The sequence below is a fragment of the Streptomyces sp. NPDC059906 genome (assembly GCF_042730645.1).
Lineage (GTDB): Bacteria > Actinomycetota > Actinomycetes > Streptomycetales > Streptomycetaceae > Streptomyces > Streptomyces rubrogriseus.
This window is the reverse complement of record NZ_JBHWKU010000042.1, coordinates 1-14,076: the sequence shown is the minus strand read 5'-3', so window position 1 is coordinate 14,076 and position 14,076 is coordinate 1. Positions and strand designations below refer to the sequence as shown.

The 14,076-nt window shown below is 71.5% G+C and carries 11 protein-coding genes; 8 read left to right on the top strand and 3 right to left on the bottom strand.

Going from position 1 to position 14,076, the window contains the following annotated elements; all coding sequences use genetic code 11:
- The first annotated feature begins 30 nt into the window (after positions 1–30).
- The gene (locus ACFV9J_RS36610; protein WP_385361950.1) at positions 31–474 is read left to right on the top strand and encodes a tautomerase family protein; all 444 of its coding nucleotides are present in this window, start codon (positions 31–33) and stop codon (positions 472–474) included.
- Positions 475–493: 19 nt separating this feature from the next.
- Here the strand turns inward: ACFV9J_RS36610 and ACFV9J_RS36605 are convergent, their stop codons facing one another.
- Complete coding sequence (locus ACFV9J_RS36605) at positions 494–1,543, bottom strand: LacI family DNA-binding transcriptional regulator (protein WP_385361948.1); 1,050 nt, start codon at positions 1,541–1,543, stop codon at positions 494–496.
- Between the two features lie 138 nt (positions 1,544–1,681).
- Between ACFV9J_RS36605 and ACFV9J_RS36600 the strand changes: the two genes are divergently transcribed.
- Genes ACFV9J_RS36600 through ACFV9J_RS36585 form a run of 4 tightly spaced genes read left to right on the top strand, consistent with a single transcriptional unit; the run spans position 1,682 to position 7,158 of the window.
- Complete coding sequence (locus ACFV9J_RS36600) at positions 1,682–2,986, top strand: ABC transporter substrate-binding protein (protein WP_385361947.1); 1,305 nt, start codon at positions 1,682–1,684, stop codon at positions 2,984–2,986.
- 10 nt (positions 2,987–2,996) lie between these two features.
- On the top strand, positions 2,997–3,953 hold the full coding sequence (locus tag ACFV9J_RS36595) for a carbohydrate ABC transporter permease (RefSeq protein ID WP_385361945.1): 957 nt from the start codon (positions 2,997–2,999) through the stop codon (positions 3,951–3,953).
- Complete coding sequence (locus ACFV9J_RS36590; RefSeq protein ID WP_385361943.1) at positions 3,950–4,768, top strand: carbohydrate ABC transporter permease; 819 nt, start codon at positions 3,950–3,952, stop codon at positions 4,766–4,768. The genes ACFV9J_RS36595 and ACFV9J_RS36590 overlap by 4 nt, the downstream gene beginning before the upstream one ends.
- On the top strand, positions 4,765–7,158 hold the full coding sequence (locus ACFV9J_RS36585; protein WP_385361941.1) for a beta-glucosidase: 2,394 nt from the start codon (positions 4,765–4,767) through the stop codon (positions 7,156–7,158). Before ACFV9J_RS36590 ends, ACFV9J_RS36585 begins: the two co-directional genes overlap by 4 nt.
- A gap of 53 nt (positions 7,159–7,211) precedes the next feature.
- On the opposite strand, the gene ACFV9J_RS36580 is transcribed toward ACFV9J_RS36585, so the two are convergent.
- Positions 7,212–7,784 carry a dihydrofolate reductase family protein gene (locus ACFV9J_RS36580; protein ID WP_385361939.1) on the bottom strand — a complete coding sequence of 191 codons (573 nt, stop codon included), beginning with the start codon at positions 7,782–7,784 and terminating at the stop codon, positions 7,212–7,214.
- 49 nt (positions 7,785–7,833) lie between these two features.
- Positions 7,834–9,510, bottom strand: a complete 1,677-nt coding sequence (locus tag ACFV9J_RS36575) for a PucR family transcriptional regulator (protein ID WP_385361938.1) — start codon at positions 9,508–9,510, stop codon at positions 7,834–7,836.
- A 151-nt stretch (positions 9,511–9,661) separates the two neighbouring features.
- Here ACFV9J_RS36575 and ACFV9J_RS36570 point away from each other — a divergent pair, with 151 nt between their 5' ends.
- From ACFV9J_RS36570 to argG, 3 genes are all read left to right on the top strand, one after another.
- Entirely contained in the window at positions 9,662–10,924 is a 1,263-nt protein-coding gene (locus ACFV9J_RS36570; protein WP_385361936.1) for an aspartate aminotransferase family protein, read from the top strand.
- A gap of 145 nt (positions 10,925–11,069) precedes the next feature.
- Positions 11,070–12,509: an NAD-dependent succinate-semialdehyde dehydrogenase gene (locus ACFV9J_RS36565; protein ID WP_385361934.1), complete on the top strand. Its 1,440-nt coding sequence runs from the start codon at positions 11,070–11,072 to the stop codon at positions 12,507–12,509.
- Positions 12,510–12,567: 58 nt separating this feature from the next.
- A complete protein-coding gene (gene argG, locus ACFV9J_RS36560; RefSeq protein WP_385361933.1) occupies positions 12,568–14,013 on the top strand; it encodes an argininosuccinate synthase in 1,446 nt (481 codons plus the stop codon).
- The last annotated feature ends 63 nt before the right edge of the window (positions 14,014–14,076 follow it).

Here is a 14,076-nt window from a genome sequence, read left to right as displayed (position 1 = left end):
AATGCCTCCCGGGCTCCTAGCGTCTGGGTCATGCCACTGATCACCGTTTCCCTGCGGCAGGGAACCACGCCCCAGTACCGCCGCCTCGTCTCCGAGGCCCTGCACAAGTCCATGGTCGACGTGCTGGGGATTCCGCAGGACGACCAGTTCCACGTCTTCCACGAGGTGACGGACGACAACTTCGTCATGCAGCCGGTCGTCTTCGGCCTACGGCGCACCCCTCGCACCCTGTTCATCCAGTTGTCGTTCAACCGGCGCGGCGCGGAGCAGAAGGCGGAACTGTTCCGGACGATCGTCGCCAACCTCCGGCTGTACGCGGACGTCCCCGAGGAGGACGTCATGCTGGTGGCCTTCGAGACGGCGAGGGAGAACTGGTGGGCGGCCGGCCGCGTCGTCGACCCCGCCACCGGCTACGACGAGCGCATGACCGACGTGCCCGACCTGCCCGATGAGTCCGCGGAGCCGGGCCGGTAGGAGCCGCCGCGGCGCCTCGTCAGTTGTTCGCGCCGCCGGGCGCCGTCGCGCACCCGCCCGGTGGCGCCGTGCTCTGCCGTACGACGAGATGGGTGGCCAGCTCGATGCGCCGGCCGGCCCGGCCGGGCTCGTCCGGACGGAAGAGCATGCGGGTGGCCTCCTCGGCCATGTGCCGCAGGGGCTGGTGGACGGTGGTCAGCGGCGGGCTCGACCACTGGGCCAGCGGCACGTCGTCGTAGCCGACGACCGAGAGGTCCTGAGGCACCCTCAGGCCCCTGACGCGGGCCGCCTCCAGCACCCCGAGCGCCTGGAGGTCACTGCCCGCGAAGACCGCCGTCGGCCGGTCGGGACCCGCGAGCAGGTCCATGCCGTGCTCGAAGCCGCTCTCCACGCTGTAGTCGCCGTACCGGACCAGGGCCGGGTCGAGCGGCAGGCCCGCCATCGTCATCGCCGAGCGGTAGCCGTCGAGCCGGGCCAGTGAGCACAGCATGTCCTCGAACCCGGTGATGATGGCGACGCGTTCGTGTCCGTGGTCGGTGAGGTGGCGGGTGGCCGCCAGACCTCCGGCCCAGTTGGCCGAGCCGACCGACGGGACGTCGGGGTCGGGGTCGCCGGCCGGGTCGACGATGACGAAGGGGATGTTCCAGGACCGCAGCCGCTGCTTGACCTCGGCGGGGAGCGAGGAGAAGACCAGCACGACGCCCAGCGGCCTGCGCCTGAGCACGCCGTCGATCCAGTCCGGCGCGGGTGCGTGCCGGGTGCCGCTGCGGGTGAGGACGACCTCGGTCCGGTTGGCCTTGGCGACGTCCTCCACGCCCCGGACGAGTTCCATCGCCCAGACGCTGTCCAGCTCGTGGAAGACGAGTTCGACCAGCGGCGAGCGCGGCGGGCTCGCGTTGCGCCGACGGTAGCCGTGCACCTCGAGAAGCCGCTCCACCCTGGCCCTGGTGGTGCTGGAGACATCCGAACGACCGTTGAGGACCTTCGAAACTGTCGGGGGAGAGACCCCCGCCTCTTTCGCCACCTCGGCCAGGGTCACCCGGGCGCCCACCTCAACTTCATCGTGCATGCAGGAAGGATAGGCCATGCGATCGGTAACGTTTTGAGTCGGCAGCCGCACGGCCATTGACCAGAAATCCGGTCTCACTTTACTGTCCGACCAGCATGGACTTTCGGTGATGGTGCCGAAACTTTCGAAAGGCGAACGATGAAGACACGTGCGCGCTTGCCCAGACTGGTCGCCACCAGTGCGACGCTCGCCCTGGCGCTGAGCCTGTCGGCCTGCGGTGACGGGGACGGCGGGGCGTCGTCGAACGACGGCAAGATCCATGTCCTGGTCTACGGGGACGCCAGCAACAAGGTCGAACAGAGAATCGTCGACACCTTCAACAAGACGTCCGACGTCAAGGCGGTGCTCGACACCATCCCCGGTGCCGACTACCAGACGAAGCTCCAGACGATCATCAACACCCCCCAGGCCCCGGACGTCTTCTTCAACTGGGGCGGGGGCAGCATCAAGCCGTTCGTCAAGGCGGACCTGCTGCTGCCGCTCGACGACTTCATCAAGAAGGACCCGGGCCTCAAGGACAAGTTCCTCCCGTCCGTCTTCAGCAGCGCCGTCGTCGACGGCAAGCCGTACGGCATACCGATGCGCGGCACCCAGCCGGTCCTGCTCTTCCACAACAAGAAAGTCCTCGAGGACGCGGGCGTCCAGCCGCCGAAGACCTGGGACGAGCTGCTCGCCGCGGTGGACAGGCTCAAGGACGCGGGTGTCACCCCGATCGCGCTCGGCGGCGGCGACGTCTGGCCGACCCAGATGTGGTTCCAGTACCTCTACGACCGCATAGCCGGTCCGGAGCTGTTCGCCAAGGCTGTCGGCGGCGACAAGAGCGCCTGGGAGAGCGCGGACAGCAAGAAGGCCCTGGACATGATCAAGGAGCTCGTCGACACCGGCGCCTTCGGCAAGAACTACGACTCCGTCAAGTACACCAACGGCGGCTCGGTCCAGCTCGTGGCCTCCGGCAAGGCCGGCTTCGAGCTGATGGGCTCCTGGTACTACTCCCAGCAGCTCACGGACCACAAGGAGTTCGCCGAGAAGGACCTCGGTTACACCGCCTTCCCGAGCGTCGAGGGCGGCAAGGGCGACCCGGGGAACGTCGCCGGCAACACCAACAACTACTACTCGGTGATGAAGAAGACCAAGCATCCCGAGGCGGTCGCCGAGTTCCTGAAGCTCATGTACTCCGACGAGTTCGTCAAGGCGCAGCTCGACATCGGCAACCTGCCGACCACCACCAACACCGACAAGTTCATCGACAGCTCGGGCACCCCCGAGTACTCGCGCTTCCAGTACGACCTCGTCGCCGACGCCCCGAACTTCCAGCTGTCCTGGGACCAGGCGTACCCGCAGAAGGCCAGCTCGGACATGCACAAGGCCATCCAGCAGTTCTTCAACGGACAGCTCGACACGGACGGCTTCATCAAGGCCATGCAGGCCCTCCCGACCGAGTGACGAACGGCTCATGACCACACACCTCACGAGCGCTCGGCCCGCCGCCGGACCCCGCAAGGAGTCCCGGCGGCGGCCGCCCGCGCCGTCCGCGACGACGGTGGGCCGCCCCAGCTTCGCCTGGGCGGTGCCCGCCGCACTGTTCTTCGCCCTCTTCGCGATCGTCCCGCTGATCATGGTGGCGGTGCTGTCCTTCATGAGCTGGGACGGGATCAGCTCGCCCGAGTTCGTCGGCACCGACAACTGGTCGCGCCTCATCGACGACCCGGTGATGCTCAAGAGCATCTGGCTGACCCTGCTGCTCACCGTGCTCGGCGTGGTCCTCCAGACGCCGCTGAGCATCCTGCTCGGCGTCTGGGCCGCCGGTCACCAGCGCAACCGGGCCGTCCTGTCGGTCATCTACTTCATCCCCCTGCTGCTGTCCGCGACGGCCGTGTCCGTGCTGTGGCGGGCACTGCTCGACCCGAACTTCGGGATCCCGGCGGAGGCGACGTGGCTCTTCGGCGACGGCAACCTGTTCGGTGAACAGACCACCGCCATCGGGGTGCTGGCGTTCGTCAGCACCTGGCAGTTCACGCCGTTCCACACGCTGATCTACCAGGGCGCCGCGCGTGCCGTCCCGCAGGTGCTGTACCAGGCCGCGGAGATCGACGGGGCGGGCCGCTACCGGCAGTTCTTCCACATCACCCTGCCGCAGCTGCGCACCTCCATGATCACCTCGATGATCCTGATGATCGTCGGCGGCCTGACCACGTTCGAGACGGTCCTCATCCTGACCCAGGGCGGCCCCGGCACCGACACCACCATCAGCGCCTACTACATGTACGACAAGGCCTTCAAGAGCTTCGACTACGGCATCGGCTCCGCGATCGCCCTGGCCCTGGTCGTGGCGGCCACGATTATCTCGCTGATCGTCGTCCGGGTCTCCGGCTACGACAAGATGCGCAGCTCCATGGAGGGTGTGTCATGAGGCGCCGACCCAACTACGTGGCCGGCGCCGGCTCACTCGTCTGGCTCTTCGTGGTCGGACTGCCGCTGTTCGTGCTGCTCGCCGCGACTCTGCGCACCCGCCAGGACTACGCCGAGAACGGCCCGGTCTCGCTCCCGGACAGCTTCACGCTGGACAACTTCACCGGCGCCTTCGACTCCGGCTTCGGCCAGTACTTCTTCAACACACTCGTCGTCACCGCCTGCGTGATCGGCATCGTGCTGCTGCTGGTGCCGCCGCTCGCCTACGCCATCGTCCGCAGCCGCGGCAGGGCCACGTCGGCGATCTTCCGGCTGTTCCTGCTCGGCCTCGCCATCCCGGCCCAGGCCGTGATCGTGCCGATGTTCTACCTGATCAGCGAGGCCGGGCTGTACGACAACCTGCTGGGTGTCATCCTGCCCACGGCCGCGTTCTGCCTGCCGATGTCCGCGCTCATCCTCAGCGGCTCCATGCGCGACATCTCGCCGGAGCTGTACGAGGCCATGGCGATGGACGGCGCGAGCCCGCGGCGCATGTTCTTCCAGCTCGTCGTGCCGCTGTCCCGCGGGGGACTCTCCACGATCGTGGTGTTCTCCGCGCTCCAGGCGTGGAACGGCTTCCTGTTCCCACTGGTGCTGACCCAGTCCGAGTCCACCAAGGTGGTCACCCTGGGTCTGTACAACTTCCAGACCGCGCACGGCATCGACATCCCCGGTCTGCTGGGAGCCGTGGTGCTGTCCATGGTGCCCATCCTGCTCGTCTACCTGTTCGCCCGTCGCGCCCTGGTCCAGGGGCTGATGGGTGTCGGAGGAAAGTGACTGCCGACGTGGCCGTAGAGACCACCCCCGAAATCCCCCTCTGGAACGACCCCGCCCACCCCGTCGCCACCAGAGTCGACGCGCTCGTCGCCGCGATGACCCTCGAGGAGAAGATCGCCCAGCTGTACGGAGTGTGGGTGGGTGCCTCCGACAAGGGCGGCGAAGTCGCCCCCCACCAGCACGACATGGAGGAGGCCGTCGACCTCGACGCACTCGTGCCCGCCGGGCTGGGCCAGCTGACCCGCCCCTTCGGCACGGTCCCCGTCGACCCCGCGCTCGGCGCGCTCTCCCTCATGCGCACCCAGCGCCGCATCACCGCGGCGAACCGCTTCGGCATCCCCGCCCTCGCGCACGAGGAGTGCCTGGCCGGCTTCGCCGCCTGGGGCGCCACGGCCTACCCCGTCCCGCTGTCCTGGGGCGCCACCTTCGACCCGGACACGGTGCGCCGGATGGCCGCCGCCATCGGCCGCGACATGCGCTCCGTCGGCATCCACCAGGGCCTCGCGCCCGTCCTCGACGTGGTCCGCGACGCCCGCTGGGGCCGGGTCGAGGAGACCATCGGCGAGGACCCCTACCTCGTCGGCACCATCGGCACCGCCTACGTACAGGGCCTGGAGTCCGCCGGGATAGTCGCCACCCTCAAGCACTTCGTCGGCTACTCCGCCTCCCGCGCCGGCCGCAACCTCGCCCCCTCGTCCGTGGGCGCCCGAGAGCGGGCCGACGTCCTGCTGCCGCCGTTCGAGATGGCGGTCCGCGAGGGCGGCACCCGCTCCGTCATGCACGCCTACACCGACATCGACGGCGTACCCGCCGCGGCCGACGAGACGCTGCTGACCGGGCTGCTCCGCGACACCTGGGGCTTCGAGGGAACGGTCGTCGCCGACTACTTCGGCATCGCCTTCCTCAAGACCCTGCACGGCATCGCCGCCGACTGGGCCGACGCCGCGGGCGCCGCGCTCGGCGCGGGCGTCGACGTGGAACTGCCCACCGTCAAGACGTTCGGCGCACCGCTCGTCGAGGCGGTCACCGAGGGCCGGGTCCCCGAGTCGCTGGTCGACCGGGCGCTGCGCCGCGTCCTCGGCCAGAAGGCGCTGCTCGGACTGCTCGACCCGGACTGGAGCCCGGTCCCGCCCGCGCTCGACGGGGTGGACCTCTCGGACCCGGAGGCGTTGCGCGGCCGGATCGACCTGGACCGGCCCGAGAACCGGCAACTGGCCCGCGAGATCGCCGAGAAGGCGGTCGTCCTGCTCACCAACGACGGCACCCTGCCGCTCGCCCGGCCCCGCCGCATCGCCCTGATCGGCCCCAACGCCGCCGAGGCCACCGCCGTACTGGGCTGCTACTCCTTCCCGCGCCACGTCGGGGTACAGCACCCTCAGGTCCCGGTCGGCATCGGCCTGCCCACCCTGCGCGACACCCTGACCGCCGAGTTCCCCGACGCCGACATCACCGTCGCCCGCGGCACCGGCGTCGACGACGGCGAGGTGTCCGGCATCGGCGAGGCGGTGGACACGGCCCGGGACGCGGACGTCGTCGTCGCCGTACTGGGCGACCGCGCGGGCCTGTTCGGCCGGGGCACCAGCGGCGAGGGCTGCGACGCCGAGTCCCTGACGCTGCCCGGCGCCCAGCAGCAGCTCCTCGACGCGCTGCTCGACTCCGGCAGGCCGGTCGTCACCGTCCTGCTCGCCGGACGGCCCTACGCGCTGGGCCGTGCCGCGGCCGAGTCCGCCGCGATCGTGCAGTCGTTCTTCCCCGGGGAGGAGGGCACCGCCGCGATCGCCGGCGTGCTCGGCGGGCGCACCAGCCCCTCCGGGAGACTGCCCGTCAGCGTGCCCGGCAGCGCGGGCGCCCAGCCGACCACCTACCTCGGGGCACGGCTGGCCCAGGCCAGCGAGGTGTCCAGCATCGATCCGACACCCGCCTTCGGCTTCGGGCACGGGCTCACCTACACCACCTTCGCCTGGAGCGACCTCGTGGTGCACGACAAGGAGGCACCGACCGACGGCGCGTTCGCGCTGGACCTCACCGTCCGCAACACCGGCGAACGGCACGGCACCGAGGTGGTGCAGCTCTACCTGCACGACCCGGTCGCCTCCGTCGTCCAGCCGGTGCAGCGCCTCATCGGCTACACGCGGGTGCCGCTGGCCCCCGGCGAGGCCCGCAGGGTGCGCGTCGAGGTCCCCGCCGACCTCGCCTCCTTCACCGGCCGCGACGGCCGCCGGATCGTCGAACCGGGCGACCTGGAGCTGCGGTTCGCCGCGTCCAGCACCGAGCCGCGGCTGACGGCGACGGTCGCGCTCACCGGGCCGGAACGGCGGGTCGACCACACCCGGCGACTGCACGCCGTCTTCGCGCAGCAGACCGTGGAAGGCGCCGCCGAGGACGCCTGAGCGGCCCGTGGACGGCGAGCGGTGGTCCCCGCGACCACCGCTCGCCGGGCGGTTCAGCGGACCACGTCGAAGACGTTCTTCTGGATGCCGTTGGCGTAGGCCTCGTGCTCGACGAGCCGCAGCTTCTGCGCGTCCTTGTCCGTGTCGCTGAACAGCCGCTTGCCCGCGCCGAGCAGGAGCGGGAAGACCAGCAGGTGGTAGCGGTCGATCAGCCCGGCGTCCGACAGGCTCCGGTTCAGGGCGGCGCTGCCGTGGACGATGATCGGACCGCCCTCGGTCTCCTTCAGCGCGGCGACCTCGTCGAGCGAACGCAGGATCGTCGTCTCGCCCCAGTTCGCGACCAGGTCGTCCTCGGCGAGCGTGGTGGAGACGACGTACTTCGGCATCGTCCGGTACTCGGGAAACTCCGCCATGTCCGGCCACACCGGGCTGAACGCCTCGTAGCTGACCCGGCCGAGGAGCAGCGCCGCGGCTTCGCCCTGCTCCCGGCCCTTGATCTCGTACGCCTCGGGGAGGAAGTCCACGAGCTTGAAGGTCCACCCGGAGTTCCGGTAGCCGGGCTCGCCGCCCGGGGCCTCCACGACACCGTCGAGCGAGACGAAGGCGGTGCTGATCAGAGTGCGCATGCGGAGTTCCTCAACGTTTCGTTTCGTTTCGTTTCCGGTCTGTGTACCCCTACGACCCGGGGCCGGGGAGAAACTCATCGGTCCCGCCTCCGGGGCGAGTGGTCGGGGGTGCCCGCAGCGCGTCGACCGCGTGCAGGGCCACGTGCAGTTCGGTGCGCTGCTCGCCGGACTCGAGGTCACTGCCGAGCAGCCGCTCGATGGTACGCAGCCGTTGGTAGACCGTCTCCCGGGACAGACCGGCCGAACGGGCGGCCACCGTCTTGTTGCCCGCGGCTTCCAGATAGCCGCGCAGGGTCGCCACGAGGTCGGTGCCGTGCCGGGCGTCGTGGTCGAGCAGCGGGCCCAGCCGCCGTTCCGCGTACTCCTGGACGCGGAGGTCGTCGCGCAGTGCGTACAGCAGGCGGCGCAGCCCGATGTCGGACCGCTCGTGGAAGGAACGGCCGGCCGGGAGGGGGCTCCCCGGTTCGGTGGCCTCGGCCACCCGGGCCGCCTCGCGGAACGAGCGCGCCACGTCGGCGAGGTCCTCGGCCGGCCCGCCCGCGCTCACCGTCGCGCCCGGGACCGCGTCCAGGGCGGTGCGGCTCACCCGCTCGACCGTCTCGCGCCAGGGCCGGGACGGTCGCAGCGCCAGCAGTACGCCCAGGCGGGCGGGGGAGAGGAGCCCGACGAGGGCCCGCGCCCCCGTCGCGGTCAGCTCCTCGGAGAGCCGGGTCTCGACCGCCCCGGTGTCCGGTCCGGACGGCAGGTCGGCGAGGACGGCGACGAACCGGGCGTGCTCCGTCGGCAGCCCCAGGGCCGCGACGCGGGCCCGTGCGTCCGCGGGGGCGCGGTGCCGCCGCTCGACCAGGTCGCGCAGGGCGTTGCGGTGGGCGGTGCGCTCCCAGGGCGTGGCGTGGGTGAGACGGGCGATGGTGAGCGCCATCGCGGTCCGCTCCAGCACCGTGGCCTCCTCCGGTCCGAAGACCCGGCCGGGGAGCGCGGCGGGGAGCATGACCACCCGGCCCCAGCGCTCGCCCTGGTACTCCACCGGGGCCGTGAGCCAGCCCTCGGGACCGGACAGCCCGGCGCGGTCGGTGGCCGGCGTGGTGCGTGAGCGCCGTTCCCAGTCCGCGAGCGCGGCCCGGACCGGGGCCCCGGGGGGCTCGCAGACCAGCGCCAAATGCACCAGGTTCTCCAGTACGACCGTGCGGCCGCTCATCTCCGCCGCGGCGCGCAGCACCTCCTCGGGGCCCGCGCCGCGCAGCGTGAGGGCGGTGAAGGCCTCGTGGACGCGCTGGGTCCGGCGCATCGCGTCCGCCTGGTGGCCGAGGATCAGGGTGTGGACGACCTGGGTGACCTCCAGGAAGTTGACGTCCCTGGCGAGCGTGACGAGGGGCAGTCCGCGCGCGCGGCAGGCCCCGACCAGGGCGTCCGGCGGCCGGTGATAGCGGCGCACCAGCTCGATCACCAGGGCGGCGGCACCGACGGCGGCGAGTTCGTCGACGTAGCGGCGGATGCCGGCCCGGTCGTCCGGCAGGGGCATGCCGGTGGTGAGGACGAGTTCGCCGCCCTTGAGGAAGGAGGCGGGGTCCGTCAGTTCGGTGATGTGGACCCAGCGGACCGGGCGGTCCAGGTGCTCCTCGCCCGCCACCACCCGCGGATCGCCACCGGCCAGCACCGGCAGGGCCAGCACGTCGGCCACGGTGGGCGGCCGGCCCGCCGGGCCGGGTTGCCGGTTCTCGCTCACGGTGCCTCCCTGGGCACCCAGGCTACGCCGAACGCCTGACACATCGTCCGGACACGCTGCCCCGGCCGGACAGATCACGCGTTGCCGCGCCCGCCGGGGCGGGAAGGCTCGGGGGACCGCAGGACACCGACGAACAGGCCGGGAGACGAACATGACCGCACTGTCGCCGCACCTTCGCCAGGCCACCCCCGTGGTGGCGGTCCGGGGCGAGGGCGTCCACCTCGACGGCGAGGACGGCCGCCGCTATCTGGACTTCACCGCCGGCATCGGCGTCACCAGCACCGGCCACTGCCACCCCAGGGTCGTGGCAGCCGCCCAGGAGCAGGTCGCCACCCTGGTCCACGGCCAGTACACGACCGTCATGCACCCACCGCTGCGCCGCCTGGTCGACAGGCTCGGCGAGGTGCTGCCCCAGGGCCTGGACAGCCTGTTCTTCACCAACTCCGGCAGCGAGGCGGTCGAGGCCGCGCTGCGCCTGGCCCGCCAGGCCACCGGACGGCCGAACGTGCTGGTCTGCCACGGCGGCTTCCACGGCCGCACGGTCGCCGCCGCCTCCATGACCACCTCCGGCACCCGCTTCCGGTCCGGGTTCTCGCCGCTGATGAGCGGCGTGGTCGTCACCCCCTTCCCGACGGCCTTCCGCTACGGCTGGGACGAGGAGACCGCCACCCGCTTCGCCCTGAAGGAACTCGACTACACCCTCCAGACGATCTCCTCACCCGCCGACACCGCCGCCGTGATCGTCGAACCGGTCCTCGGCGAGGGCGGCTACGTCCCCGCGAACCGCGCCTTCGTCCAAGGCCTGCGGGAGCGGGCCGACCGGCACGGCTTCCTGCTGATCCTCGACGAGGTGCAGACCGGCGTGGGCCGCACCGGCCGGTTCTGGGGCCACGAGCACTTCGGCGTCACCCCCGACATCCTCGTCACCGCCAAGGGCCTCGCCAGCGGCTTCCCGCTCTCCGCCATCGCCGCCCCCGAGGAGCTGATGCGCAAGGCCTGGGCGGGCTCGCAGGGCGGAACGTACGGCGCCAACGCGGTCGCGTGCGCGGCGGCCTGCGCCACGCTGGACGTCGTACGCGACGAGAAGCTCGTCGAGAACGCCGAGACGATGGGCGCCCGGCTGCGCCACGGCCTGGAGGTGGTGGCGTCCCGGACCCCGGCCATCGGCGACGTACGGGGGATGGGACTGATGCTGGCCAGCGAGTTCGTCACCGAGGACGGCGAGCCGGACCCCGGGACCGCCGCCCGGGTGCAGCGGGCCGCCGTGGACGAGGGCCTGCTCCTGCTGCTCTGCGGGGCCTGGAACCAGGTGGTCCGGATGATCCCGGCCCTGGTGATCGACGAGGCGGGCGTGGACGAGGGGCTCCGGGCCTGGGCCGCCGCCGTCGAGGCCGGGACGTCGGGGGCGGCGTGATGACGACGGCCGCCGCGCACCACCGCACGACGGGCTCCGTACGCACGACGGGCTCCGTACGTACGACCTGCCCCGTACGCACGACCCGCCCGGTACGCACGACCCGCCCGGTGCGCACGACGCACCGGCGATCAGGAGGGACCCCATGACCGACACGCCCACGCAGCTGTTCCTCGGCGGTGTCTGGACGGACGCCGCGGACGGTGCCGTCATGCCCGTCGACGACCCCGCGACCGGCGAGATCCTGGCCCATGTCGCCGACGCGGGACCCAAGGACGCCCGGCTCGCCGAGGAGGCGGCGGTCCAGGCCCAGGAGGAGTGGGCCCGGACGGCGCCGAGGGCGCGCAGCGAGATCCTGCGCCGTGCGTACGAGATCGTCCTGGAGCGCACGGACGCACTGGCCCACCTGATGACCTCCGAGATGGGCAAGCCGCTGGCCGAGGCGCGGGGTGAGGTCGCCTACGCCGCGGAGTTCTTCCGCTGGTTCTCCGAGGAGGCCGTCCGGATCGACGGCGGCCACGGCGTCCTGCCCGACGGCCGCAACCGCATGCTGCTCTCCCGGCGCCCGGTCGGACCGTGCCTGCTGATCACGCCGTGGAACTTCCCGCTCGCCATGGGCACCCGCAAGATCGGCCCCGCGGTCGCGGCCGGCTGCACGATGGTGCTCAAACCGGCCCCGCAGACCCCGCTCTCCAGCCTGGCCCTGGCCGCGATCCTCAAGGAGGCGGGCCTGCCGGACGGGGTGCTCAACGTCGTCACCACCTCCAGGGCGGGACAGGTGTGCGAGCCGCTCCTGCGCGGCGGGCGGATCCGCAAGCTGTCCTTCACCGGATCGACGGCCGTCGGCCGGCTGCTCCTCGCGCAGTGCGCGGACACCGTCGTGCGGACCTCGATGGAACTGGGCGGCAACGCGCCGTTCGTCGTCTTCGACGACGCGGACCTCGACGCCGCCGTGGACGGCGCGATGGTCGCCAAGATGCGCAACATGGGCGAGGCCTGCACCGCCGCCAACCGCTTCTTCGTGCACCGCTCGGTGGCTCAGGAGTTCGCCGGCCGCCTCGCCCGGCGGATGGGGGCACTCGTCGTGGGCCCCGGTACGCACGACGGTGTCGACGTCGGACCGCTCATCGACGCCGCCGGGCGGGCCAAGGTCGAGGAGCTGGTCGCCGACGCGGTGGAGCGCGGTGCCCGGGTGCTGGTCGGTGGCACCGCACCGGAGGGCCCCGGCTGCTTCTACCCGCCCACGGTGCTCACCGACGTCGCACCGGACAGCCGCCTGACGACGACGGAGATCTTCGGTCCCGTCGCGGCGATCCTCACCTTCGACGACGAGGACGAGGTGGTCCGCCGCGCCAACGACACCCCCTGGGGGCTCGTCGGCTACGTCTTCACCGAGGGCCTGGACCGCGCCCTGCGGGTCAGCGAGCGCCTGGAGGTCGGCATGGTCGGGCTCAACACCGGCCTGGTCTCCAATCCCGCCGCGCCCTTCGGCGGCGTCAAGCAGTCGGGGCTCGGCCGGGAGGGCGGCCGGGTCGGGATCGAGGAGTTCCTGGAGTACCAGTACGTGGCGCTGCCGACGGAGTGACGCGGGCGAGGCCGGACGGGGCTTTGCATGGTCATGCGTAATGATGCATACTCTTCCTATGTCCAAGGTCCTCACCTCCCTCCCCACCGGCGAGCGCGTCGGTATCGCCTTCTCGGGCGGCCTCGACACCTCGGTCGCGGTCGCGTGGATGCGTGACAAGGGCGCCGTCCCGTGCACGTACACCGCCGACATCGGTCAGTACGACGAGCCCGACATCGCCTCGGTGCCCGACCGCGCGAAGACCTACGGCGCCGAGGTCGCGCGCCTGGTCGACTGCCGCGAGGCGCTGGTCGAGGAGGGGCTCGCCGCGCTGACCTGCGGGGCGTTCCACATCCGCTCGGGCGGGCGGGCGTACTTCAACACCACGCCGCTGGGCCGTGCCGTCACGGGCACCCTCCTCGTCCGGGCCATGCTCGAGGACGACGTCCAGATCTGGGGCGACGGCTCCACGTTCAAGGGCAACGACATCGAGCGGTTCTACCGGTACGGCCTGCTCGCCAACCCGCAGCTGAGGATCTACAAGCCCTGGCTGGACGCGGACTTCGTGACCGAACTCGGCGGCCGCAAGGAGATGTCGGAATGGCTGGTCGCCCACGACCTGCCCTACCGGGACTCCACGGAGAAGGCGTACTCCACCGACGCCAACATCTGGGGTGCCACCCACGAGGCCAAGACGCTGGAGCACCTCGACACCGGCGTGGAGACCGTGGAGCCCATCATGGGCGTGCGGTTCTGGGACCCGTCGGTCGAGATCGTGCCCGAGGACGTGACCATCGGCTTCGACCAGGGCCGCCCGGTGACGATCAACGGCAAGGAGTTCGCCTCCGCGGTCGACCTGGTCATGGAGGCCAACGCCGTCGGCGGCCGGCACGGCATGGGCATGTCCGACCAGATCGAGAACCGGATCATCGAGGCCAAGAGCCGCGGCATCTACGAGGCGCCCGGCATGGCCCTGCTGCACGCCGCCTACGAGCGCCTGGTCAACGCCATCCACAACGAGGACACCCTCGCCCAGTACCACACCGAGGGGCGGCGCCTGGGCCGGCTGATGTACGAGGGCCGCTGGCTGGACCCGCAGTCCCTGATGATCCGCGAGTCGCTGCAGCGCTGGGTCGGCTCCGCGGTCACCGGCGAGGTCACCCTCAGGCTGCGGCGCGGCGAGGACTACTCGATCCTCGACACCACCGGCCCGGCGTTCAGCTACCACCCGGACAAGCTCTCCATGGAGCGCACCGAGGACTCCGCGTTCGGCCCGGTGGACCGGATCGGCCAGCTGACCATGCGCAACCTGGACATCGCCGACTCCCGCGCCAAGCTGGAGCAGTACGCGGGGCTCGGCCTCATCGGCACCGCCAACCCCGCCATCGGCGCCGCCCAGGCCGCCGCGACCGGGCTGATCGGCGCCATGCCGGAGGGCGGCGCGCAGGCCATCGCGTCCCGCGGCGAGGTCTCCGCCGACGACGAGCTGCTGGACCGCGCCGCGATGGAGTCCGGCACGGACTGATCCATCCGTCCCCGAGACCGGGGACCCCGCACCGGCAAGGGCCGGCTCGACACCCTCGGGTGT